The following is a 19,757-nucleotide window of genomic DNA, read 5'->3' as shown; positions in this document are numbered from 1 at the left end:
CATTTATTATTTTGGCATTACTTTTTAGTAAAAGGCAACCACCAATTCCATTTTCCAAGTAGCTTCATTGTTGCAGGTACTAAAAATAGTCGAACGATCGTTGCATCCAGGGCAATCGCAACTGCCATTCCGAGCCCTAACTGCTGCATCGGCAATACACCTGCAAAGGCGAATGAACCGAAAACAACGATCATAATAAGTGCTGCTCCAGAAATCATAGGAGCGGTTTTTTTTCTAAACCAATTGCGACACTTTCTTCGTTAGACATGCCCTTTTGATACTCTTCTTGCACTCGACTTAACAAGAAAACTTCGTAATCGGTGCTTAGGCTAAACAAAAGACCGAGTAACAAAATCGGTATAAAGCTCTGAATAAATCCGAAATCCCCAAACCCGAAGATCGTTGAACCGAAGCCCCATTGGAAAACAATGACGAGTATTCCATACGTTGCTCCCAATGAAAGGATGTTTAAGACAATGGCTTTTAAAGGTAATAACAAGCTTCTAAATGTAACAACTAAAACGAAAAATAATAGCAATAAGGTAAACGTTAAAACCATCGGCAAACGATCATTTAATGATTTGCTCGTATCCATTCCTTCGGCTGTTTCTCCGCCAACGTATATCTCATAGTCTTCAGTCGTTGCGAGTCGATCACGAATGTCTTGAACAATGGAGCGGTTCGTGTCGCTAGAAGAGTGATCGGTTGTGATGACATCAAAAACAGCGGCATGATTATTTTTGCTTACGTGCCGGTTAATCAGCATCCAGTCATCTTCATGCAATTGTTGCTGATGCTCGGTTAACAGTGAATGAATGTCGGGTGCTTCTAAGTTAGGGAAGAATGAAAATAGAGAACTGACTTCTTCAACGTTAGGAATCTGTTCTAATTCTTCGTGTAATGTAGAAAGTTTCTCGAGTAGTTGTGGTTCGGTAATCGCTTGATTCTCTACTGCAACAACGACTTGGATTGGGGAAGCGAACCCTACACCAAAGCCTTCTTCTAGATGGGCTAACCCATGACGAACGTGTGTCTGTTCAGGAAGCATACGCGAATCAGGAGTGGATACTTCTAATTTAAGTGCGGGTATAGCCATCGCAATAAGTACCATCACTGAACAGGCGAGGTAAACAACTGGCGCTTCATCACGCGATGCGCAAGTCGATACCACTGGCCTATACCTGTGGATACGTTTCGAATGGACAAAAAGGGAACTTTCAATGCGTTAATTCGTGTACCGATTAAGGCCAGACAAGCAGGTAACAACGTAAGGCTCGTCACCATGAGAAAGAAGACGACAACGATTACGCCTAAAGCAATTGAACGAACAGCGGCAATATCAACGAAGAGAATTGCAGACATTGCACCGATAATTGTTAAGGCTGAGAAAAGTATGGCGTGACCAGCTGTACCCATCGTTTGTACAATTGCTTCGCCTAGCTGATTAGATGATTGCTCTAACTGCTCTCTGAAACGCTTCACGAAAATAAGAGCAAAATCAATGCCGACACCGATGCCTAACATAAGAGCAGCATCTAGAACAAAGATCGATAGCTCAATTCCTTGTGAGAGCCAATAAAGCACGCCAAGTGATGCAACAATTGAAAAGCTCGATAATACTAACGGCGTTAATGAAGAAACGACGGAACGAAAGACAACCAATAAGACGATCAGAATGATAGGCAAGGCGTATAAATGAGCATTCTCTAACCCTTGTTGGCTTAACTCATTCATCTCGGCCCAAAATGCTGGCGCACCTAGAACTGTGGCTTCAAAACCATCCATTTGAACAGAACTTGATAAGCGCTCTTGAATCGCTGCTAACACGTTTTGCGCGAAGCCTTCATCGATGTTCATTTCAATAAAGCCAATGCTTGTATGACCGTCGCTTGAAACGAATTGATCTTGTAGATGATCTGGGGCATCGATCCATGTATAGACACGATCAATCTCTGCTTCGCGTTGTAATGACATGGAGCTTGCTCAATTGCCTCTGTATACACGTCTGAACCGACTTGCTCTGTTTCGTGATTGATGACGAGTGTTAGTGATGTTTCATCTCTTGACTCGAACTCTTCAGATAGTCGCTCAGACGCGAGGTTAGAATCAGAACCTGGAACACCCCACCCACCTCCAGTGAGGTGCTCACCGATCTGTGAACCGTAATATCCCCCGAATGTAAGAAGAATTAGCCAGAAACTAATCACTCTCCATTTGTGTGTAACCACCCATTTTCCTAATTGCTTAAGCGCGTTTTCCACCATGTGATGTCCTCCTTTAGATCGACGATTTCTTCCTTCAGTTTAATCAGCACTTCTAAGCATTCTCTAACCGAATTCTTAACTTTTTATTAACGAATCTAAAGGGAGGGTGGAGAAGAATAGGATATTTATTCTTTAATCGCACAAAAAAGGAACGTGTTTTAAGAACACGTTCCTTAGAGTGGATAGAAGTTTATTTCCAATGAAGCAGGTGTTTTTCTAATTGAACAAGTGATGCGTTTACGATTAAGCCGATGATGGAGATGGTGAGAATTCCAGCATACATATTTGGAATTTGAAAACTATGTTGACTACTAATAATTAGGTAACCGAGTCCTGCTTTTGCACCGATCATTTCAGCGGCTACGAGCACGAGAATAGATGAAGCTGCTGCTAATCGTAAGCCAACGAATATGGTTGGGATTGACGCTGGTAAGATAACTTTTTTTGAATAATCGGTGTGGCGGCAGGGCGAGTGAGCGACCAGCTTTTATGAAGAGTGGGTCTACATTTCTAACCGCGCTCACGGTACTAATTAAAATCGGAAAGAAGCAAGCATAAATGACAACGGCAATTTTAGACGTTTCCCCGATCCCTAGAAGAAGGATAAAGACAGGGAGCACGGCTAATGCAGCTGTATTCCGAAAAAGTTCTAGCAAAGGATTTAACCAATTGCTTAATGGCTTAAACCAACCGATCAATAACCCTAAAGGGATTGCAATCGCTGTTCCGATTGTAAACCCAATGATCGAACGAGTAAGACTAGCGCTAATGTGAGAAAAAAAGCTGGCCACTTACAATAAGTTCCCATCCACTTAGGATAACGAGTGAAAACGGTGGCAAAAAAAACAGCATCAACAAGACCAATTCTAGAGCAAGCTCCCACAATAAAAAGAATAAAGAGATCGCAGTCACTGCCTTCACACCGTGACCAACAGACTGCTGAAGGGGTTGTAGGCTTTCAAATGAGCGTCTAGGAAGCGGGCGAGTTTCAGTGGTTCCCATGTGTAACCTCCTGTTCTTTTCCGTGTAACAGGTTCCAGATCGTTTGACGGTGCTTTGCAAATTCTGGTAACGAACGAACATCTGTGGTCTCCGGTGATTCAAATTCTGGGGTAGTAATAATATGAGAGAGCCTTCCAGGTCTTTGACTCATTACGCCGACACGTTGCCCTAGAAAAATCGCTTCGTCAATGCTATGTGTAATAAAGACGATTGTTTTCTTTGTTTTTTCCCAAATATGAAGCAGTTCGACTTGTAAATTTTCTCGAGTCTGTGCATCGAGTGCACCGAAAGGTTCATCCATTAGAAGAACTTCAGGGTCATAAGCGAGACTTCGAGCAATCGCGACACGTTGCTTCATTCCACCAGATAATTGATTGGGAAATTTCTTTTGGACTCCTTGCAAACCGACGAGTTCTAAATAATAGGAAGCGCGTTCGTGACGTTCGTTCTTCTTTAGGCCTTTTTCTTCAAGTCCGAAAGCAACATTCTCCAAAGTCGTGCGCCAAGGGAAGAGCGCATATTGTTGGAAAACAAATCCCCGTTTTAAGCTAGGCCCAAAAACGGCTTGGTCGTTTATATAAATTGTTCCCTTACTTGGTGTTTGAAGACCTGCTAATAAGTCTAGTAATGTGGATTTCCCGCATCCGCTAGGACCAACGATGACAAAGAATTCACCACGTTCAATTGATAAGGATACGTTGCTCAACGCTTGGAATTCCTGGTCATGTTTTTGTTTTCCCTGAAAGGAATGAGAAATGTTTTGAATTGTAATAGCTATACTCACTGCGCTTCCTCCAATCAATTGTGATAAGGGTTAAATTGATTATCGTAGAGAAGATCTAACTCAACCTCATCTTCCGTTAAAGACCCATCTTCGACTAGCCAATCTATCCAACGTTCAAAGTCTTCTTCGCGAATTATACCTCCTGGAGATTCGATGCCTGTGCCTTTCCAATACTCTACGAGCTCTGTATTTTCGTTGCGATCTCGGTTCTCGATGATATCTTTCATCCGTTCTCTGACTTCTTCTTGGTCTTGCTCTCTCATCCATTCAATTGCACGTGCTGTTCCAGAAACAAATGTTTCAACAGCCTCGGGATTTTCTTCAAAGTAGTCGTTGCGAAAAACGATGCTCCCAGCGTTAAAAGGTCCGAATAAATCAATGTCTTTAAACAATGGTCGAATACCACCAGTCTCTAAAGCTTTGTCGCGTATAATCCCGCTCAGTGTCGTTGCTTCAAGTTGATGTGAACGGAGCGCTTGTTCACCAGAAGCAGGGGGCATAATGACACGACCAACGTCATCAATTTGCGCTTCGTCTAAGCCACTTTGGCGGGCGAATTCTACGACCGCAAATTCATGATGAGCGCCTAATGTGTTTACACCGACGTTACCGTTCACCAAGTCTTCTGCTGTTTCAATGGGACTATCTTCTAAAACGTAATACCCAGCATACGTTTCTTCATCAGAACCGTAGTAATGGATAACAGAGGTGATTTCAGCTCCAGCATTTTGCAACTGCAAAATAGCCCCGTTAAACGCTCCGCCAAATTCAATGTCTCCGGTCATTGTCGCTTGAATATTCTCTGGACCACTTGTGCCGTCGCCAATCCATTCAAGTTCAATGCCTTCCATGTAACCTAAGTCATCCGCTAGTTCCCATACAGTGACAGTGTTCGCAGTCCCTTGGTAACGAAGTACTGGAACCGTTTCACTATTTGCTGTGTTTGTTGTTGAATTTCCGCACGCTGTAAGCGCAAAGAGAAGTAAGGCGGGCATCCAAAGAATTCGTCGGTGAACATGCACGAAGGTTCCTCCTTTTATGAAGTAATTTGAACAGTTGATGGATGTGTCGGTCGTTGCAGCTTAAGATGTTCACGTAATTGATTGCCTTCATAAGCTGTTCTGAACAAACCCCTTTCTTGCAAAATCGGAATGACAGATTGGTTGAACTCTTCAAGCCCCGACGGTAATAACGGAGCCATAATGTTAAAGCCATCGGCAGCCTCGTGATCAAACCATTCTTGAAGCTGATCAGCAATTTGAACTGGCGTTCCGAAGATTTCGCGGTGACCACGTGCGCCAGCGATGTGCTGGTAAAGTTGTCGAATCGTAAGATTTTCGTCTTTTGCAAGTTTTGTGACGAGTTCAAACCGTGTTTTGGCCCCGTTATTTGACTCTACTGAAGGTAGCGGTGGGAGGGGGCCATCAAGTGGATAATTACTAAGATCAAAGTTCAGAAGACTAGATAATAAGCGAACACCAGCCTTTTCTGGAATGAGTGATTTAAAGTGTTCGGCTTTTTCTTTTGCTTCTTTTTCAGTTGCTCCAATGATTGGCATAACCCCTGGCATGATCTTTAGAGCGTCTCGACTTCTGCCATAGCGTTCAACACGTCGTTTCACGTCACGGTAAAACTTCTGGGCATCACCTAATGTTTTCCAAGCAGTAAAGATGACTTCAGCAGATTTAGCTGCTAACTCCTTACCTGACTCAGACGAACCTGCTTGAACGATGACAGGATGCCCTTGAACTGGTCTTGGAACATTAAGTGTCCTGGGACAGAAAAAAATCTGCCTTCGTGGTTAATCACACGTACTTTTTCAGGATTCGTAAACTGTGCATGAGTTTTATCGTTAACAATGGCATCATCTTCCCAACTGTCCCAAAGTTTTTTTTAATGACTTTTAAACTTTCGGACGCTCGCTCATATCGAACGCTATGATCAAGATGTGCGTCTTTTCCAAAATTAAACGCTTCGTATTCGTTGCCGCTCGTAACAACATTCCATGCTGCCCGCCCCCCACTTAAATGGTCCAGTGTTGCGAAAGCTCTCGCTAAGTAGTACGGTTCATAAAAACTCGTTGAAGCAGTAGCGCATAAACCGATGTGACTTGTTGCGTGACTCATTGCTGAAAGGAGAAGAATGGGGTCAAGTTTAACGTTAACGCTTTGAGAGACATCTTCATCAGGGTGTTTGCGATCAGCATAGCGATCTGCGAAAAACACCATATCAAACAAGCCTTCTTCTACAATTTTTGCCAGTTTTACGAAATAATCTGCGGATAAGATTTCGTTAGTGTCGTTCAAGCTTTCTTCATGTCGCCAAGCTGCAACATGGTGACCTGGGGTCATGAGAAAAGCGCCAAGATGCATTTGTCTTTGATTCGTCATGTTAATCACTCCTTATCATTAAGTAAAAAACTGGAGACTTTCTAATCATAGAAAGCCTCCAGTGGTCTGGTCGACAGTAGTACTTAGTATTTCTGTACAGCAGATGTAATGTTAAGAACCATAGTTAAAGCGAGCAAGTGTTGCACATCGTATTCACCCCTTAAAAAGTTAAAAGCCCACCAAGTTTCTGGTGGGCTTTCGGTTGTCCGATCAGCCTATTTTTTATTCAACCTGTTTCTTTCAGTACGATCAATTTGTGTGACGACTCCGTTGTGCACAGTGATGTGAAGAGATCCGTATTGCAGCTTTTCTAATTGGGCAATAATCTCTTCAGTAATTGATCGATCGATTTTCAATGATGAATCACCCTCCTCTATTGAAGAATCATTCAGATATTTCTTAATACACTAAACATATAATTCTTATTTGTCAAGTGGGAATTAAATGATTTGTTGCAATGAATGTGATGATGAAATGTATGCGTCCAATCGGTTGAAGACAAACAGTCATATCGTATAAGGGGAGGGAGTCGAGTGAAGCTATTGTTTATTGTGCAGGACACATCTTCATATATTGATCGCAACTATCATTATTTAGAAGAGGCTTTGCGACTTCACTGTGACCAATTTGCGACTCACAGAACTTCTGGTCATATTACACACATCTTAAACGGTTTAACGTTTCGGCCAGATTTCATTCTTGTTGTTAACGATCTTGGTGGATCTTTTTTTCCCGAGAGTACGTGGGCTTCGGCAATGTCAGATCCCGACTGGTTTAATTGTTAACGATGTTCATCGCCACACAAAACTACGTGAAAGCCACTTGCAAAGCGAGCAATATACAGCGATATTCTCAGTCGTCCACGATGCATTCCAAAAACGATACCCAAGCTATGCAGACACATTTCATTGGTTGCCACACTTTGTGAATACGAACTTGTTTTATCCTGGAGAAATGAAGCGATATGATCTCTTGTTAACAGGTGCAGTAAACGAGACGTATCCATTTCGCCAAGCGGTAAAACGTCAGCTTGAGCATGATCGACGTTTTCACTATCTACCTCACCCAGGCTATCAATCTACTACTGATGATGTGGCAGGTGCAGGTTATGCAAAGCGGTTACGTGAAGCGAAGATTAGCTTTGCTTGTCCTTCAATTTATGGGTATCCTGTCAAAAAATATTACGAGATTCTTGCGAGCCAGACGTTACTTCTGGCACCAGCGTGTGAGGAGTTGCTTCGACTCGGGTTTGTACCTGGAAAGCATTTTGTGGAGGCGGATCATGAAACCGTTGCAGAACAAGCGTATTCGTGGTTAGAAGATGACCAGAAACGATCAGAAATAGCTCTAGTTGGGTCTCAATTTGTACATGAACAACATTCTTTACAAAAGAGAGTGCACCAATTGCTAACGATTATGAAAAAGGAAGTGAATAAGTATGGCAAAGATCGGTAAAAACGTCGTCATTCATGACGGTGCAACTGTCGGAGAAAATGTCACAATTGGCGACAATACGGTTGTGTATAGCGATGTAATTCTTGAAGACAACGTCACCATTGGTCCGAACAATGTTATTGGAATTGTTGCCGGAGGAAATGACCGTATGCGTAAAGACAAGCAAAGCATTACCCCACTTGTCATTAAATCTGGAACGAAGACAGGCAGTCTCGTTGCTCTCTATGCTGGAACGACCATCGGCCAGAGTTGTTTTTTTGGAGATTTAAGTAGTGTACGGGAAAATGTCACGATTGGGGATCGTACAGTGATTGGCAGGTCAGCAATTGTTGAACTTAATACAACCATAGGCTCTCGCTGCACCGTACAAACTGGTGCATACGTAACGGGAGATTCAATTGTTGAGGATGACGTGTTTATTGGTCCTTGTGTCTCGATGTCGAATGATAAGTACATGGGAGCAAGACCATTTGAAATGAAAGGTCCCCATATTAAGCGAGGAGCAAAAATCGGCAATAACGCAACACTGTTACCTGGCGTTGTGATCGGGGTTGAAACGATCGTTGGTGCAGGTGCAGTTGTAACGAAAAACACGAAGGATCAAGTAACCGTGGCAGGTGTACCAGCGAAAGAGTTGTCGTAAGAAAGGGACGCTATGAGCGAGAGAATTCTCGCTTTAGCGTCTCAACAATAAGGGTTGCTGCATCCCCTTCACCGAAAAGTGAGGGATGTTTTGTTGGTTTCTTTCGTTCTTTCACAAGCTGTGGGAGTAATGGAAGGTCTTTTTCTTTTACGAGTGTATTCCAACGCGTCGCAACCGTTTCGTGCCACTCGGTTTCTTCACGTAATGTAAAGCACGGAACAGAAAGTACATAAGCTTCTTTTTGAATTCCGCCAGAATCGGTCAGGATTGCTTGGCTATGGCTAAGTAGAGTGAGCATATCAAAGTAAGGCAAGGGCGGTAAAAACCGAAGTCTGTCGTACGGACTACCATTCAATTGTTCAATTGCCTTTTTTTGTTCTTGGGTGTAGTGGTAGGTAGACAGGATCGTCGAGCATTTGCAAGTGATTTAAGTACGTATGAAGTCGCTTGGCATCATCGATTAGTTCTGCGCGATGTAACGTCGCTACATAGTAAGGTTTTTCTCGTAACTGGTGTTCTTCGAGAATTGTTGATTCTTTTAAAGCGACTGTCTTGTAATGAAGGCATGCATCAACCATTAAGTCACCACTCACGATAATTGAACCGTTTATGTTTTCTTTTGTTAATTGGATTGCTGACTGCTCGGTCGGACAAAAGCACCAGGTTGCGAGGTGGTCGCTCACAACGCGGTTGTATTCTTCAGGCATACGCCGATTAAAGCTACGTAAGCCCGCCTCGACATGAGCAAGTGGAAGTTGTAATTTAGACGCGGCCAGACTGCCAGCGAGCGTGCTGACTGTATCACCGTATACGATTACGATATCAGGTTTAAGTTGGGCAAAAGTCTCTTCTAACCCAACGATCATGGATCCTAAGTCATCATCACGATGATGCAATTGAACATCAGGCTTCTTCAATTGTAGTTGTGAAAAAAAAGACATCTGACATGGCTACATCGTAATGTTGACCTGTATGAATGAGTGTTTCATGTTGTCGAAGTTGTTTTGATACCATAGCAGCTTTCATAAATTGAGGTCTCGCACCAACGACCGTTGCAATTTTCATATGTCCCCTCCACAGTTACATTCGCATACTACTATTCATATGGAGGAGGTGGAATTCTATGAAAAAGAGAAGCGTGTGTATGCTCATTAGTGAACATCCGTACGAAGATGCGCGTATTTTTGAACGGGAAGCAAAAAGCCTTGTAGGTGCGGGGTATAACGTGACAATGCTCGTACCGCAGTTTAAAGGAACGTTACTCGGAGTCGATGGGACCCCTTTAAAGAAAAAAAGTCGAACCGTTTTGTGAGGCAGGGGTGACGATTATTCCTTATGAAGCAACAAGTATTCAGTCACAGTTCACTCTTGATCAAACGAAAGAACATAGTCGTACACTTGCCATTCGTGGTGCAGAAATTGACGCAGACGTCTATCATGCACATGAGCCGTCTTCACTCGTTGCAGCTGTTCAAATAAAACGTACTAAGCCACATGTAAAGGTGATCTTCGATAGTCATGAATTGGTCATTGATGCTCGTGCAAAAACGTCTAATCGTCGGCAACGACAATATGAAAACGTGTTTCGTGAGTTGTTAAAAGACGTTGACGCGCTCATCACTGTGTCGCCATCCATTGCAAAAGACTGTTACGACCATGGATACAAAGGTCCATCTGAGCTGATCTACAATGCGCCTCGACTAAGTTCACCTCCAAAACTAAAACAATCAATCCGTACGATCGGTTATGTTGGAACGGTAACGAAAGAAAAAGGGAATTGGCACAAATTACTTGAGCTCGCCTCAGAGGGCAATTATCACGTTAAAGTAATCGGTGGTGCCTCGAAGTTTACAGAACCATTAGGCATTCCTAAAAACTTCAACATCGAATTCACATACGTGGGTGGGTTCCGTATCGTCACATCGCTGCCGAATTGCAAGATGTCGATGTTGGTTGGATTGATATGGACCTTTCAACCGCATTAAATCGGGACTATGCACTTCCGAATAAGTTTTTTTAGCTACTTGGACGCAGGCGTTCCTGTCCTCGTGAATCGTTGTAAAGATATGCGCAACTTTATTGAGCGTTATTCGTGTGGGGCGAGTGTGCCAAAGTCAGTGGCGAATGCTCAAGATTATTTGAAGCAACTTGCTTTAATGGAAGGCAACCTTTTGACATTTAGTCGCAATGCCCGGAACGTCATGGAGACGACTGCTTCATGGGAGAAAATGGAGATTCGTTTAATTGAATTGTACGGTGCGTTATTTGAGCAATCGTAACTGCCAGATTGTCCAATCGTTTTCCTTCGTACTCACATATTGTAATTCTAGAAATATATGTTAATTCTAGGATTGAAGGTGAAGATATGAACAAACAAACCGTTGCGGTTGTCGGTCTTGGAAAGATTGGACTTACATTAGCCGCAGTATACGCAACCAATAATTATAACGTCATTGGATGTGACGTGAATAAAGACGTCGTTCAAGCAGTGAACGCAGGCAAAAGCCACATTGATAATGAACCAGGTCTTCCAGAACTTGTAAAGAAGGCGCATGATACCCAAACGTTACGTGCAACAACGAACACGTCTGAAGCCGTTTCAAAGTCTTCCATTGTTGTGGTCATTGTCCCTGTACTCATTGATTCTAGTAACGATGTGAGCTACACCTACATTGACAGTGCAACAGAAGCAATTGGCAAAGGTCTGCAAAAAGGAACTACGGTCATTTATGAGACGACGTTGCCAACAGGAGATACACGTGAGCGTTTCGGTCGCAAGCTGGAAGAATTGTCACAAATGAAGATGGGAAGTGATTTCTATCTTGCGTATAGTCCAGAACGTGTGTATTCGAATACGATTATTCGTGACTTAAAGCTATACCCGAAGATCGTTGGAGGCGTTAATGAAGATAGTCTAATTTACGCAAGTGCATTTTATCGCGCTGCTCTCCAATGTGAAGTACTTCCTGTGGAAAGCACAGAAACTGCTGAATTTGCTAAAGTAGCTGAATGTGTGTACCGCGATGTGAACATTGCGCTCGCGAACGAATTGGCCGTCTATGCAGATGCATGTGGTGTAAATCTAAAAGAAGCAGCAAATGCGAGCAATACCCAACCATTCTCACACATTCACGCTGCTGGTATTGGGGTAGGAGGTCATTGTATACCGATCTATCCGTACTTTTTCATCTCCCGTGGCTTGCAGAATGGCATCATTCAAGAATCACGTAAAACGAATGACAACATGGCGAGTTATGCTCTTTCAAGAATTGAAAAACAACAAGGTTCCTTAAAGGATTCAAAAGTACTCATTTTAGGATTATCTTACCGAGAGAACGTTAAAGAAACGGAGAAATCTACAACGTGGCTTTTAATCGACCAATTAGAATCGAAAGGTGCAAACGTATCCGTACACGATCCACACTACGATGCACAAGAATTCCTAAGTTATGGTGTGAAGAATAGCGATCTAACACCCGAGGCAGTGAAAGATGTTGATGTGATCATCTTGCAAGCAAATCATCAAGAATACAAAAAAAGTAGATTTCAACATGTTCCAAAAGGATGCACTATTCTTTGACGGTAGAAATGCGTTCCATCGCGATGATATTATCTCTGCTGGGCTTCGCTACGATGCAATCGGAGGTGCGAAGTCGTGATTCCTATGGTGGATCTAAAAAAAAGAATACGAATTGTTAAAAGAAGCCATTCAAAAGGAAATAAATGAAGTGCTAGAAAGCGGCATTTATATTCTAGGACCGAAGTGCGCAGAGTTGGAACACCAATTTGTGCAATACAACCAGACAAAGCATGCCGTTGGTGTTGCCAACGGCACAGATGCGTTATACCTCGCTGTAAAAGCGTTAGGGATTGGTCCAGGGGACGAAGTCATTACGACACCATTTACGTTTTTCGCAAGTGGTGAAGCAATCGCAGAAGCAGGGGCAACACCGGTATTTGTCGATATTGATCCGAAAACGTACAACATTGATCACCATAAAATTGAAGAGAAAATCACTTCGAAAACGAAGGCATTGCTCGTCGTTCATCTGTTCGGAAAGCTGTGTGACATGGAACACATTATGCAGCTAGCGAAGAAGCATAATCTTTATGTTATTGAAGACGCCTGCCAAGCAGTTGGAACGAAAGATGCTAACGGGCAGTTCGCAGGGACAATTGGTGATGTGGGTTGCTTTTCATTTTTTTCCTTCCAAAAATTTAGGTGCTTTTGGCGATGGTGGGATGGTCGTTACGAAAGACTTTAAGATATACGACAAACTGTGCGAACTACGCAACCATGGTAGTGTGAAGAAATATGAGCATGCGAGCATCGGCATTAACAGTCGTCTGGATGAGATTCAGGCTGCCATTTTGCTCGTAAAGCTTAATTATTTGGATTTGTTTTTGCATAAACGCCAAGTGATCGCAAAACGTTATTGTGAGGCACTATCCAAGGTTTCGCAAATGCCAGAGATGAAGGGACACACTTTTCATCAGTTTTGTTTTGAAGTTGAAGAACGGGATGCGCTCATGTCTTATTTACAAAAGCGTGGTATCTCTTCAGCTGTGTATTATCCAATCCCTCTCCACTTGCAAGAAGCCTTTACGCATTTAGGATACAAAGAAGGGGATTTTAGCGCATCAGAGAACGCCGCAAAGCACATTGTCGGATTACCGATTTCACCAGAACTATCAATGACGGACCAAGAAATAATTATTCAAGCAGTCAAAGACTTTCACAAGTAACGAAGAAAATCATTCCATTTGGAATGGTTTTTTTTCGTGATGGATTCATCGTGTTTTCGGACGTTGTATACGGTGAAGTCGGCGTAATGAAACGGATAGTGGTTTAACCATTCTCGTAACAGAAGGACGTCTTCAAACAACCGGCCGTCATGAAATGAAGAAGTAGGGTATCCACCTAGTGCTTGTAAGGACGATGTATGGTACAGACGTGGTCCGAGTGGAAAAGGGTAGCGTAAAAGGTCTTGCTGACTACGCACCGCTTTACCTTTTGCAATCTTTTTGAAGGTAACAGTCTTTTGTTCTTGTTTCCAATGACGAAAGTTACCATATAGTAATCCTTCTTTGATAGAAGTTGTGTTTACTAGCATTTTGATCGTTGCAATCGCATCAGGATCAAGCCAGTCGTCTGCATCTAATTCAAGCACCCACTCACTCGTGATGAAGGGAATCACTTGATTTAAAGCTTTGCTTTTCCCTACATTCTCAGGCATTTGATGTGTCGTGAGTGTTGGCAGATTCGTTTGTTGAACAAGAGCGACGGTGTTGTCTGTGGAAGCATCATCAACAAGGAAGGTCTGTGCAACACTTGCAGATTGTTCTGCGATTGAATGCAGGCAATTGCTTATAAATCGCTCTGCATTATAGGAAGCAATCATAATTGAAATCGATGGATCGTCGTTTTGGATGAGTGACGGTTCGATGTATTTTTTTACAAAGCAGCGCTTTTTCACGAGATGCTTTTGTCATTGAGAGCCTCGAGATGGAATGTAATTGCATGTATTCGATGTTTTCTGGATGTAATCGTGATACCCACATGAAATAACGCGCTTCTGGAAAAGGAGCTTCTGTAACGAGTGGCAAAGGAGTGCTTTGCAGTGTATCCATGCGAATGAAAAGATAGATATATGAGCCTTTGTAAGAGGCAAGGAGAGCATGTCGGTCGCTAAGCGTTTCAATGAGCATTTGTAACTCGTAAGAGACATGTTTTTGAAACAATACTAACCCGTACGTTGCGCTCGTCTTAATTGGCGGCTCTTCATCATAAGACCAAACTACGATGTGACCCACAACACCACCTCAAAATAGGTTCAACTTGTAGTAAGAGTGCACACGCAAACTTACTTGTTCATGCATCTACTATATAGATATTAGAGGATTGGAGGAGTATACCGTGAACATTGCTTCATTATATAACTTATTCCAAAGTATGATCGACCAAGAGGTCGAAGTAAGCGTTCCATTTGGTGTTGTTAGTGGTGTTGTTCAGGCTGTATATCCAGATTATGTAGTGCTACAAGAAATAGACGGTACGTTTCTATTGATACGCTTAGATCAGATTGAAGTCGTTACTGAATCCGTTTCGTAAAGAAAGGAGACTAAATCATGTTTGAATTTTTATTTGTTCTAGAGTTGCAATCAAGAATCGGGACAAGCGTTCAACTGGCCACCTCAAACCAATATTTTGAGGGAACGATTCTTGATGCATCGTTTAGCGTTGTCGCGTTAGAGACCGATGATGGATATGGAGTGACCCGACATTATATAAGCGTTTCCGATATTAATTTTCTACGAATCAGCGAAGTGTAAAAAAGAAGTAAGGCGAGTCTATCATGTGATAGCCGCCTTACTTCTTTTTATTGCATCGCTAATCATGCTAGAGAGTTGTAACGCTTTGATCCCTTCATCTGCACTCACAGACGGTGTGCGCTTTGTTTTAATGCAGTCGAGAAAGTCTTGCAATTCAAGTGTTAATGGCTGTAAATACGAAGGAATATATATGGTTTCTGCCGAAGTTCTAGGGTAGCCATACGTCAATTGATCTAGTCGTTTCGTAATCGTAATTTGATTGCTTAATAAGTCAGCTGAAATGTACGCATCTTCTGCAAGAATGATAATGGAGCGTACTTTTTTCGTTGAACGAAACTTGCGGTTAATTCGACAATCATACCTTCTTTTGAACGGGCTATGACGGAGGCATGCGAAGGGTTTTCATCCGTAATTCCAAACGTATGAAGCTCTTCAAAATGTTTGCCACTTAATGCGTGCACAAGATAAAGGTCATGAATCATCAGGTCGTGCACGACGTCAATATTTCGCATTTGTTCATGAAACGGTGCCATCCGATGCGTCTCAATCGCTAAGATTTTCTCCTGTTTGACAATGGTTCGTAGTGTTTTAATGAGCGGATTAAACAGCTCAATGTGTCCAACTTGTAAAATAATGTTGGCTTTATTTGCAGCATTTTTTTAACGCAATCGCTTCAAGTTCAGTGGCAGCGATTGGTTTTTCCATGAGCACATGAACGCCTTTTCGAATGCAAGCCATTCCAACTTCATAATGAAACGGGGTTGGTACGGTAATGCTGACGGCGTCAACATCGTCTAAGAGTGCGTCTAGCGAATTGTATGCGACTGCACCGTAGCGGTTAGCGGCATCTGCGCATTTCAATTGATCGACGTCATAAACACCAACCAGTGTACAATGGTTTCGAAGTGTTGCATATGTGCGTAAATGGTTTTCACCCATATTTCCAGTTCCGATTACACCTACGTTCATCGTTGTCCCCTCACTTTCGGTTTCAATGATTCGTAACAGTTTATGCTAGATTGCTCGAAACGAATGGACAAACCGCCAATGATTGAAAAAAATAAGACAATACTACAGATAAATTGTAGAATTAAACTAGATTTCTAAAAATGGAGGAATACGATGTCAGTTGAACAGCAGTTTTTAGACTATGTAAAATCAATCAACCATTATATTCAAACCTTACAGTTGCTTTATTGGGATGCAAGAACGAAGCTCCCTAGAAAAGGACAAGAAGAACGCTCTAATGTAATTGGAACTGTATCACAACAAATTCACCACCTTACAACGTCGGATGAGTTAAAGCATTTGCTTGAAGGTGTCCAAAAGGACGAAACGGTCAGTGATGTCACGAAGCGTTCAGCAATTCTCGTTCAGAAGAAGTACGATGAATTTACGAAGATCCCAGCAGAAGAATACAAAGAATACATTATGCTTTCTTCCCGTTCTGAACTTGCCTGGGAACAAGCGAAAGAGTCGAATGACTTTGAAAGCTTTAAACCTTATTTAGAGAAGATTGTTGCGTATAAGAAGAAGACGATTGAATACTTAGGTTATGAAGGTCATCCGTACAATTGCTTACTCGATGATTTTGAACCAGGAATGACAGTTGAGAAATTAGACGTTATTTTCGAACAATTAAAAGAGGTGCTTATTCCTCTTATTCAAGACGTCGTACAAGCCGATCGACAACCAGATGCAAATGTGTTGTTCCATCATTTTCCTAAAGCAGAACAAGAGAAGTTAAGTCATGCGTTTTTGGAGACAATTGGCTATGATTTTGAAGCAGGAAGACTTGATGAAACGGTTCATCCGTTTGCGACAGGCATTAACCGCAACGATGTACGTGTGACGACGAAGTACAATGAAACGGATTTCCGTGTTGCTCTGCTTGGAACGATTCATGAAGGAGGCCATGCGTTGTATGAGCAGAACATTGGTGAACATCTAATCGGAACTCCTGCAAGTGCAGCAAGCTCATTTGGTATTCATGAATCACAATCCTTGTTTATGGAGAAGTTTGTTGGTCAAAATGAAGGGTTTTGGAAGACAAATTATCCAGTTTTAAAGAAGTATGCTGGAGGTTCGTTTGATGATGTTTCATTCGATGATTTTTACTTTGCTTTAAACGAAGCAAAGCCATCATTTATTCGAATTGAAGCGGACGAGTTAACGTATTGTTTGCACGTGATCTTGCGTTATGAGTTAGAGAAAGCGTTATTTAGTAATGAAATTCAAGTCGAAGAACTGCCAACCAAATGGAATGAGAAGATGGAAGAATACTTTGGCATTGTTCCTGATACGGATTCTGAAGGTGTGCTACAAGATGTTCATTGGCCGAGTGGGATGTTCGGATATTTCCCGTCGTACGCGTTAGGCTACATTTATGCAGCCCAACTAAAACAAGCGTTAGTCAAAGACATTCCTGATTTTGAAGAACGGATTCAAAATGGAGACATCAAAGCAATCACCGCGTGGATGACGAAGAACGTTCATGAACATGGGGCGATGAAAGAGCCACGAGAAATCATTTATGATGCGACAGGCGAAGACGTAAATGCTGAACCGCTATTAAGCTACTTAAAGGATAAGTACACTAAGCTATATCATTTATAAAAAAAACCGGATCACCGTTTCATTTCGGTGGTCCGGTTACACGTTCCATAAGTCTTTTCTAGAAGTTGTTACAGCTTTTGCGCCCGCGTCAAGTGCGCCTTGTACGTCTTGTTCTGAAGTGATTAGTCCACCAGCAATAACGTCAATTCCAGTTTCTGTCCGCACTTTATGAATGTAGTTTGGCAAAATGCCCGGAAGTACTTCAAGCACATCTGGTTCGACGGTTTTAATTTGTTGGTAGCTCGTATTCAGCGCCATCGTATCGAGTAGAAATACTCGTTGGATCGCTAAAAGGTTGCTCTTTTTAGCCGTTTTCAACATGTTCGCTCGCGTGGAGATGACCCCGGCAGGGCGAATCGACTGGCAAATGAATTCTGCTGCATAACGATCACTTTTCAAACCTTGAACGAGGTCCGCATGTAACAACATTTTCTTGTTCGCTTCATTCGCGAATTTCCGCATTGTAGTTAGCATCGATAAGTGGATGTCGAGGACGACGAAGAAATCGTCGTCACGCTCCATCACTTGTTCAAAATCTTTCATCGTGTTCACAGCAGGAAGAACAGACTGGTTACCAAACATTACAGTACGCTCCTTAGCGTGGCGAGATCTTCTTGTGCATCCAATTCTGCTTCGTATTCACTTTTCTCATCGTCAGACCAACCGATCAATTCACCCATTGCTTGCACGATTTGTGATTTATAACGGTACACACTTTCGATATCGAACAACAAGTACGACGTACGGCGCAAGAAGAAATCGACCGGTGTTGCAGCCATCTCATGCTCGATGCTATAGCGCAACATCGCATAAAGTGGTGCAGGTAATCCGTATTGCTGCTCATCGTTCAAGTATTGATGAACGACTGAAGCGTTGGAACCGTATCGCTCAGCGATCTCTTCACTCATCTTCTTATCAAGTCCACGGTTAATGCCATCTTGAATTGATTTCTCTTTAAACGCTTGATAGCCTTCTGAACCGCCAACATTACCACCAGATAAGACGAGGTGCTTCGTCTGGCATTCAGAGAAGCTTTGCCCGGTTTCCTTCGAGATTTCCGCAGCGGCAATGGAAACGATCGTATCGGCCATCTTCCGGTACCCTGTTAATTTTCCACCAGCAATGGTCATTAAGCCACTTTCAGAGTGAAAGATCTCGTCTTTTCTAGAGATCTCTGAAGGGTCTTTCCCGTCTTCATGAATGAGCGGGCGCAGACCAGACCAGCTTGATTCTACATCGGTTTTCGTTAAGTGATAGCCTGGGAATAGCCCGTTTGCCGCATCCAAGATGTAATGAACATCATCGACGGTTACACCTGGTTCTTTTTGGTCAGCGTCAAAGTTTGTATCGGTCGTACCGATGTATACTTTCTCACCGCGAGGAATTGCAAACATCATTCGGCCGTCACCGAACGGGGTGTCAAAGTAGAGCGCTTGTTGCAACGGTAAACGTTCTTTTGAAACAACGAGGTGAACACCTTTCGTTAAATGAATCGACTTACCTTCACGTGAGCGATCTTGTTCACGCAGTGTATCGACCCAAGGGCCTGTAGCATTGACAATCTTTTTAGCATAAATCTTAATACTTTCCCCAGTGAGTAAATCTACAGCAGTCACACCGACAAGCTTTTTGTTGTCATAAATAAACGACTCAGCACGCACATAATTGGCAAGCTTTGCTCCGCGTTCAGCTGCACTTTTCGCAACTTCCATCGTAAGTCTCGCATCATCAGTACGGTACTCAACGTACATTCCTGCACCTTTTAAGTCTTTCTTTGAAAGGATTGACTCTTGTTTGAGTGCTTCTTTCGAGCTCATCATCGTTCTGCGTTCAGCCTTCTTAACGCCGGCGAGACGGTCATAAACCGACAGCCTACGGAAGTGGTAAGTGCATTAAATGTTCCGCCTTTATAAAAGGGAAGCATCATTCGGACTGGCTCTGTTACGTGAGGGGCGTTTTCGTAAACAATCGCTCGTTCTTTGCCGACTTCAGCGACAAGCTTCACTTCAAATTGTTTTAGATAACGTAAACCACCGTGAATAAGTTTCGTTGAACGGCTTGATGTACCTGCCGCAAAGTCTTGCATTTCAATGAGTCCTGTATCAAGGCCTCGTGACTGTGCATCAAGAGCAATTCCGCTCCCGGTAATCCCGCCACCAATGACGAGTAGGTCTAACGTTTGTGATTGCATGGTTGCAAGTGCTGTTTTGCGTCCATTAAGTGAGAATTCCATAGCTGATTTCCCTCCTAGGGTTATAAAAAAGGGATTA

The 19,757-nt window shown here is 42.7% G+C and carries 32 protein-coding genes and 2 pseudogenes; 12 read left to right on the top strand and 22 right to left on the bottom strand.

Annotated features, from left to right (window positions below; all coding sequences use genetic code 11):
* Positions 1-17: 17 nt before the first annotated feature.
* The 12 genes and pseudogenes from JCM19055_RS05670 to JCM19055_RS25210 form a co-directional block, all read right to left on the bottom strand.
* Positions 18-215 (bottom strand): annotated as a pseudogene (locus JCM19055_RS05670) (MMPL family transporter); the annotation flags it as partial.
* Positions 215-1,171 (bottom strand): MMPL family transporter, encoded by a 957-nt coding sequence (locus JCM19055_RS05665; RefSeq protein WP_152549773.1) that lies wholly within the window; start codon positions 1,169-1,171, stop codon positions 215-217. The gene JCM19055_RS05665 and the pseudogene JCM19055_RS05670, both read right to left, overlap by 1 nt.
* Positions 1,111-1,929, bottom strand: a complete 819-nt coding sequence (locus JCM19055_RS05660; RefSeq protein WP_265181888.1) for an MMPL family transporter — start codon at positions 1,927-1,929, stop codon at positions 1,111-1,113. The genes JCM19055_RS05665 and JCM19055_RS05660 overlap by 61 nt, the downstream gene beginning before the upstream one ends.
* Positions 1,854-2,264, bottom strand: coding sequence for a hypothetical protein (locus JCM19055_RS28665; protein WP_042358928.1), 411 nt, complete (start codon positions 2,262-2,264; stop codon positions 1,854-1,856). Before JCM19055_RS28665 ends, JCM19055_RS05660 begins: the two co-directional genes overlap by 76 nt.
* A gap of 190 nt (positions 2,265-2,454) precedes the next feature.
* Positions 2,455-2,676, bottom strand: coding sequence for an ABC transporter permease (locus JCM19055_RS31385; RefSeq protein WP_370543024.1), 222 nt, complete (start codon positions 2,674-2,676; stop codon positions 2,455-2,457).
* Positions 2,618-3,055: an ABC transporter permease gene (locus JCM19055_RS31380; RefSeq protein ID WP_370543018.1), complete on the bottom strand. Its 438-nt coding sequence runs from the start codon at positions 3,053-3,055 to the stop codon at positions 2,618-2,620. The genes JCM19055_RS31385 and JCM19055_RS31380 overlap by 59 nt, the downstream gene beginning before the upstream one ends.
* Positions 3,030-3,266, bottom strand: a complete 237-nt coding sequence (locus tag JCM19055_RS31375) for a hypothetical protein (RefSeq protein WP_370543017.1) — start codon at positions 3,264-3,266, stop codon at positions 3,030-3,032. Before JCM19055_RS31375 ends, JCM19055_RS31380 begins: the two co-directional genes overlap by 26 nt.
* Positions 3,253-4,050 carry an ABC transporter ATP-binding protein gene (locus JCM19055_RS05645; RefSeq protein ID WP_042358927.1) on the bottom strand — a complete coding sequence of 266 codons (798 nt, stop codon included), beginning with the start codon at positions 4,048-4,050 and terminating at the stop codon, positions 3,253-3,255. The genes JCM19055_RS31375 and JCM19055_RS05645 overlap by 14 nt, the downstream gene beginning before the upstream one ends.
* A gap of 14 nt (positions 4,051-4,064) precedes the next feature.
* The gene (locus tag JCM19055_RS05640) at positions 4,065-5,072 is read right to left on the bottom strand and encodes an ABC transporter substrate-binding protein (protein ID WP_265181858.1); all 1,008 of its coding nucleotides are present in this window, start codon (positions 5,070-5,072) and stop codon (positions 4,065-4,067) included.
* Positions 5,073-5,086: 14 nt separating this feature from the next.
* Entirely contained in the window at positions 5,087-5,782 is a 696-nt protein-coding gene (locus JCM19055_RS31370) for an LLM class flavin-dependent oxidoreductase (protein WP_370543023.1), read from the bottom strand.
* Positions 5,783-5,855: 73 nt separating this feature from the next.
* Complete coding sequence (locus tag JCM19055_RS31365) at positions 5,856-6,440, bottom strand: LLM class flavin-dependent oxidoreductase (RefSeq protein ID WP_370543016.1); 585 nt, start codon at positions 6,438-6,440, stop codon at positions 5,856-5,858.
* 215 nt (positions 6,441-6,655) lie between these two features.
* Positions 6,656-6,796 (bottom strand): YezD family protein, encoded by a 141-nt coding sequence (locus JCM19055_RS25210; RefSeq protein ID WP_152549772.1) that lies wholly within the window; start codon positions 6,794-6,796, stop codon positions 6,656-6,658.
* Between the two features lie 177 nt (positions 6,797-6,973).
* Between JCM19055_RS25210 and JCM19055_RS05630 the strand changes: the two genes are divergently transcribed.
* The 3 genes from JCM19055_RS05630 to JCM19055_RS05620 are packed head-to-tail and all read left to right on the top strand — an operon-like array spanning position 6,974 to position 8,538.
* The gene (locus tag JCM19055_RS05630; protein ID WP_042358926.1) at positions 6,974-7,225 is read left to right on the top strand and encodes a hypothetical protein; all 252 of its coding nucleotides are present in this window, start codon (positions 6,974-6,976) and stop codon (positions 7,223-7,225) included.
* A 37-nt stretch (positions 7,226-7,262) separates the two neighbouring features.
* Positions 7,263-7,895 (top strand): glycosyltransferase, encoded by a 633-nt coding sequence (locus tag JCM19055_RS05625; RefSeq protein ID WP_042358925.1) that lies wholly within the window; start codon positions 7,263-7,265, stop codon positions 7,893-7,895.
* Positions 7,879-8,538 carry an acyltransferase gene (locus tag JCM19055_RS05620; RefSeq protein WP_042358924.1) on the top strand — a complete coding sequence of 220 codons (660 nt, stop codon included), beginning with the start codon at positions 7,879-7,881 and terminating at the stop codon, positions 8,536-8,538. Before JCM19055_RS05625 ends, JCM19055_RS05620 begins: the two co-directional genes overlap by 17 nt.
* 10 nt (positions 8,539-8,548) lie before the next feature.
* Here the strand turns inward: JCM19055_RS05620 and JCM19055_RS28660 are convergent, their stop codons facing one another.
* From JCM19055_RS28660 to JCM19055_RS28650, 3 genes are read right to left on the bottom strand one after another with little or no spacing between them, the layout of a single operon-like run.
* Positions 8,549-8,893 (bottom strand): UDP-N-acetylglucosamine 2-epimerase, encoded by a 345-nt coding sequence (locus JCM19055_RS28660; protein WP_052365985.1) that lies wholly within the window; start codon positions 8,891-8,893, stop codon positions 8,549-8,551.
* 4 nt (positions 8,894-8,897) lie between these two features.
* Positions 8,898-9,455: a UDP-N-acetyl glucosamine 2-epimerase gene (locus JCM19055_RS28655; protein WP_265181857.1), complete on the bottom strand. Its 558-nt coding sequence runs from the start codon at positions 9,453-9,455 to the stop codon at positions 8,898-8,900.
* The gene (locus tag JCM19055_RS28650) at positions 9,442-9,603 is read right to left on the bottom strand and encodes a hypothetical protein (RefSeq protein WP_265181856.1); all 162 of its coding nucleotides are present in this window, start codon (positions 9,601-9,603) and stop codon (positions 9,442-9,444) included. The genes JCM19055_RS28655 and JCM19055_RS28650 overlap by 14 nt, the downstream gene beginning before the upstream one ends.
* Before the next feature lie 58 nt (positions 9,604-9,661).
* On the opposite strand from JCM19055_RS28650, the gene JCM19055_RS05610 reads away from it, so the two are divergent.
* From JCM19055_RS05610 to JCM19055_RS31355, 6 genes are all read left to right on the top strand, one after another.
* Positions 9,662-9,850 (top strand): hypothetical protein, encoded by a 189-nt coding sequence (locus tag JCM19055_RS05610; RefSeq protein WP_042358923.1) that lies wholly within the window; start codon positions 9,662-9,664, stop codon positions 9,848-9,850.
* Between the two features lie 7 nt (positions 9,851-9,857).
* Complete coding sequence (locus JCM19055_RS05605) at positions 9,858-10,523, top strand: glycosyltransferase (RefSeq protein ID WP_042358922.1); 666 nt, start codon at positions 9,858-9,860, stop codon at positions 10,521-10,523.
* A gap of 63 nt (positions 10,524-10,586) precedes the next feature.
* Positions 10,587-10,817: a hypothetical protein gene (locus JCM19055_RS05600; RefSeq protein WP_152549771.1), complete on the top strand. Its 231-nt coding sequence runs from the start codon at positions 10,587-10,589 to the stop codon at positions 10,815-10,817.
* 86 nt (positions 10,818-10,903) lie between these two features.
* The gene (locus JCM19055_RS05595; protein WP_052365983.1) at positions 10,904-12,118 is read left to right on the top strand and encodes a nucleotide sugar dehydrogenase; all 1,215 of its coding nucleotides are present in this window, start codon (positions 10,904-10,906) and stop codon (positions 12,116-12,118) included.
* A 112-nt stretch (positions 12,119-12,230) separates the two neighbouring features.
* Positions 12,231-12,803: a DegT/DnrJ/EryC1/StrS family aminotransferase gene (locus JCM19055_RS31360; RefSeq protein WP_370543015.1), complete on the top strand. Its 573-nt coding sequence runs from the start codon at positions 12,231-12,233 to the stop codon at positions 12,801-12,803.
* Complete coding sequence (locus tag JCM19055_RS31355) at positions 12,781-13,284, top strand: DegT/DnrJ/EryC1/StrS family aminotransferase (protein ID WP_370543014.1); 504 nt, start codon at positions 12,781-12,783, stop codon at positions 13,282-13,284. Before JCM19055_RS31360 ends, JCM19055_RS31355 begins: the two co-directional genes overlap by 23 nt.
* Here JCM19055_RS31355 and JCM19055_RS05585 read toward each other — a convergent pair.
* Both JCM19055_RS05585 and JCM19055_RS22935 read right to left on the bottom strand, forming a co-directional pair.
* Positions 13,275-13,940 carry a glycosyltransferase family 2 protein gene (locus tag JCM19055_RS05585; protein ID WP_052365982.1) on the bottom strand — a complete coding sequence of 222 codons (666 nt, stop codon included), beginning with the start codon at positions 13,938-13,940 and terminating at the stop codon, positions 13,275-13,277. The genes JCM19055_RS31355 and JCM19055_RS05585 overlap by 10 nt on opposite strands.
* A complete protein-coding gene (locus JCM19055_RS22935) occupies positions 13,924-14,352 on the bottom strand; it encodes a hypothetical protein (RefSeq protein WP_052365981.1) in 429 nt (142 codons plus the stop codon). The genes JCM19055_RS05585 and JCM19055_RS22935 overlap by 17 nt, the downstream gene beginning before the upstream one ends.
* Before the next feature lie 103 nt (positions 14,353-14,455).
* Between JCM19055_RS22935 and JCM19055_RS05580 the strand changes: the two genes are divergently transcribed.
* Together JCM19055_RS05580 and JCM19055_RS05575 are read left to right on the top strand one after the other, a co-directional pair.
* Complete coding sequence (locus tag JCM19055_RS05580; protein ID WP_042358919.1) at positions 14,456-14,650, top strand: DUF2642 domain-containing protein; 195 nt, start codon at positions 14,456-14,458, stop codon at positions 14,648-14,650.
* Positions 14,651-14,667: 17 nt separating this feature from the next.
* Positions 14,668-14,871, top strand: coding sequence for a hypothetical protein (locus JCM19055_RS05575; RefSeq protein ID WP_042358917.1), 204 nt, complete (start codon positions 14,668-14,670; stop codon positions 14,869-14,871).
* Between the two features lie 21 nt (positions 14,872-14,892).
* Here JCM19055_RS05575 and JCM19055_RS26230 read toward each other — a convergent pair whose 3' ends face one another.
* The 3 genes from JCM19055_RS26230 to JCM19055_RS22925 all read right to left on the bottom strand — a co-directional run bounded on the left by JCM19055_RS26230 (position 14,893) and on the right by JCM19055_RS22925 (position 15,840).
* Positions 14,893-15,099, bottom strand: a complete 207-nt coding sequence (locus JCM19055_RS26230; protein ID WP_152549770.1) for a hypothetical protein — start codon at positions 15,097-15,099, stop codon at positions 14,893-14,895.
* 35 nt (positions 15,100-15,134) lie between these two features.
* Complete coding sequence (locus JCM19055_RS22930) at positions 15,135-15,404, bottom strand: hypothetical protein (protein ID WP_052365980.1); 270 nt, start codon at positions 15,402-15,404, stop codon at positions 15,135-15,137.
* 109 nt (positions 15,405-15,513) lie between these two features.
* Positions 15,514-15,840 carry a Gfo/Idh/MocA family protein gene (locus tag JCM19055_RS22925; RefSeq protein WP_052365979.1) on the bottom strand — a complete coding sequence of 109 codons (327 nt, stop codon included), beginning with the start codon at positions 15,838-15,840 and terminating at the stop codon, positions 15,514-15,516.
* A 153-nt stretch (positions 15,841-15,993) separates the two neighbouring features.
* On the opposite strand from JCM19055_RS22925, the gene JCM19055_RS05565 reads away from it, so the two are divergent.
* Positions 15,994-17,487 carry a carboxypeptidase M32 gene (locus tag JCM19055_RS05565; protein WP_042358916.1) on the top strand — a complete coding sequence of 498 codons (1,494 nt, stop codon included), beginning with the start codon at positions 15,994-15,996 and terminating at the stop codon, positions 17,485-17,487.
* 36 nt (positions 17,488-17,523) lie between these two features.
* On the opposite strand, the gene JCM19055_RS05560 is transcribed toward JCM19055_RS05565, so the two are convergent.
* Complete coding sequence (locus tag JCM19055_RS05560) at positions 17,524-18,069, bottom strand: glycerol-3-phosphate responsive antiterminator (protein WP_042358915.1); 546 nt, start codon at positions 18,067-18,069, stop codon at positions 17,524-17,526.
* Positions 18,069-19,720, bottom strand: a pseudogene (locus JCM19055_RS05555) (glycerol-3-phosphate dehydrogenase/oxidase). Before JCM19055_RS05555 ends, JCM19055_RS05560 begins: the two are co-directional and overlap by 1 nt.
* Positions 19,721-19,757: the final 37 nt, after the last annotated feature.

This window comes from Geomicrobium sp. JCM 19055 (assembly GCF_000698185.1).
In the GTDB taxonomy this organism is placed as follows: domain Bacteria; phylum Bacillota; class Bacilli; order Bacillales; family Marinococcaceae; genus Geomicrobium_A; species Geomicrobium_A sediminis.
Note: the sequence above shows the minus strand (reverse complement) of the source record. Positions and strands in the feature narration are given on the sequence as shown.

What these genes read in the sequence shown, in the direction of transcription:
- JCM19055_RS05560 (WP_042358915.1), bottom strand. Translation starts at nt 18,069, where the DNA reads ATGTTTGGTAACCAGTCTGTTCTTCCTGCTGTGAACACGATGAAAGAT.
- JCM19055_RS05595 (WP_052365983.1), top strand. Translation starts at nt 10,904, where the DNA reads ATGAACAAACAAACCGTTGCGGTTGTCGGTCTTGGAAAGATTGGACTT.
- JCM19055_RS05575 (WP_042358917.1), top strand. Translation starts at nt 14,668, where the DNA reads ATGTTTGAATTTTTATTTGTTCTAGAGTTGCAATCAAGAATCGGGACA.
- JCM19055_RS28650 (WP_265181856.1), bottom strand. Translation starts at nt 9,603, where the DNA reads ATGAAAATTGCAACGGTCGTTGGTGCGAGACCTCAATTTATGAAAGCT.
- JCM19055_RS05610 (WP_042358923.1), top strand. Translation starts at nt 9,662, where the DNA reads ATGAAAAAGAGAAGCGTGTGTATGCTCATTAGTGAACATCCGTACGAA.
- JCM19055_RS31365 (WP_370543016.1), bottom strand. Translation starts at nt 6,440, where the DNA reads ATGACGAATCAAAGACAAATGCATCTTGGCGCTTTTCTCATGACCCCA.
- JCM19055_RS05565 (WP_042358916.1), top strand. Translation starts at nt 15,994, where the DNA reads ATGTCAGTTGAACAGCAGTTTTTAGACTATGTAAAATCAATCAACCAT.
- JCM19055_RS28665 (WP_042358928.1), bottom strand. Translation starts at nt 2,264, where the DNA reads ATGGTGGAAAACGCGCTTAAGCAATTAGGAAAATGGGTGGTTACACAC.
- JCM19055_RS31355 (WP_370543014.1), top strand. Translation starts at nt 12,781, where the DNA reads ATGGTCGTTACGAAAGACTTTAAGATATACGACAAACTGTGCGAACTA.
- JCM19055_RS31375 (WP_370543017.1), bottom strand. Translation starts at nt 3,266, where the DNA reads ATGGGAACCACTGAAACTCGCCCGCTTCCTAGACGCTCATTTGAAAGC.
- JCM19055_RS22930 (WP_052365980.1), bottom strand. Translation starts at nt 15,404, where the DNA reads ATGGCACCGTTTCATGAACAAATGCGAAATATTGACGTCGTGCACGAC.
- JCM19055_RS05620 (WP_042358924.1), top strand. Translation starts at nt 7,879, where the DNA reads ATGGCAAAGATCGGTAAAAACGTCGTCATTCATGACGGTGCAACTGTC.
- JCM19055_RS22925 (WP_052365979.1), bottom strand. Translation starts at nt 15,840, where the DNA reads ATGAACGTAGGTGTAATCGGAACTGGAAATATGGGTGAAAACCATTTA.
- JCM19055_RS05585 (WP_052365982.1), bottom strand. Translation starts at nt 13,940, where the DNA reads ATGATTGCTTCCTATAATGCAGAGCGATTTATAAGCAATTGCCTGCAT.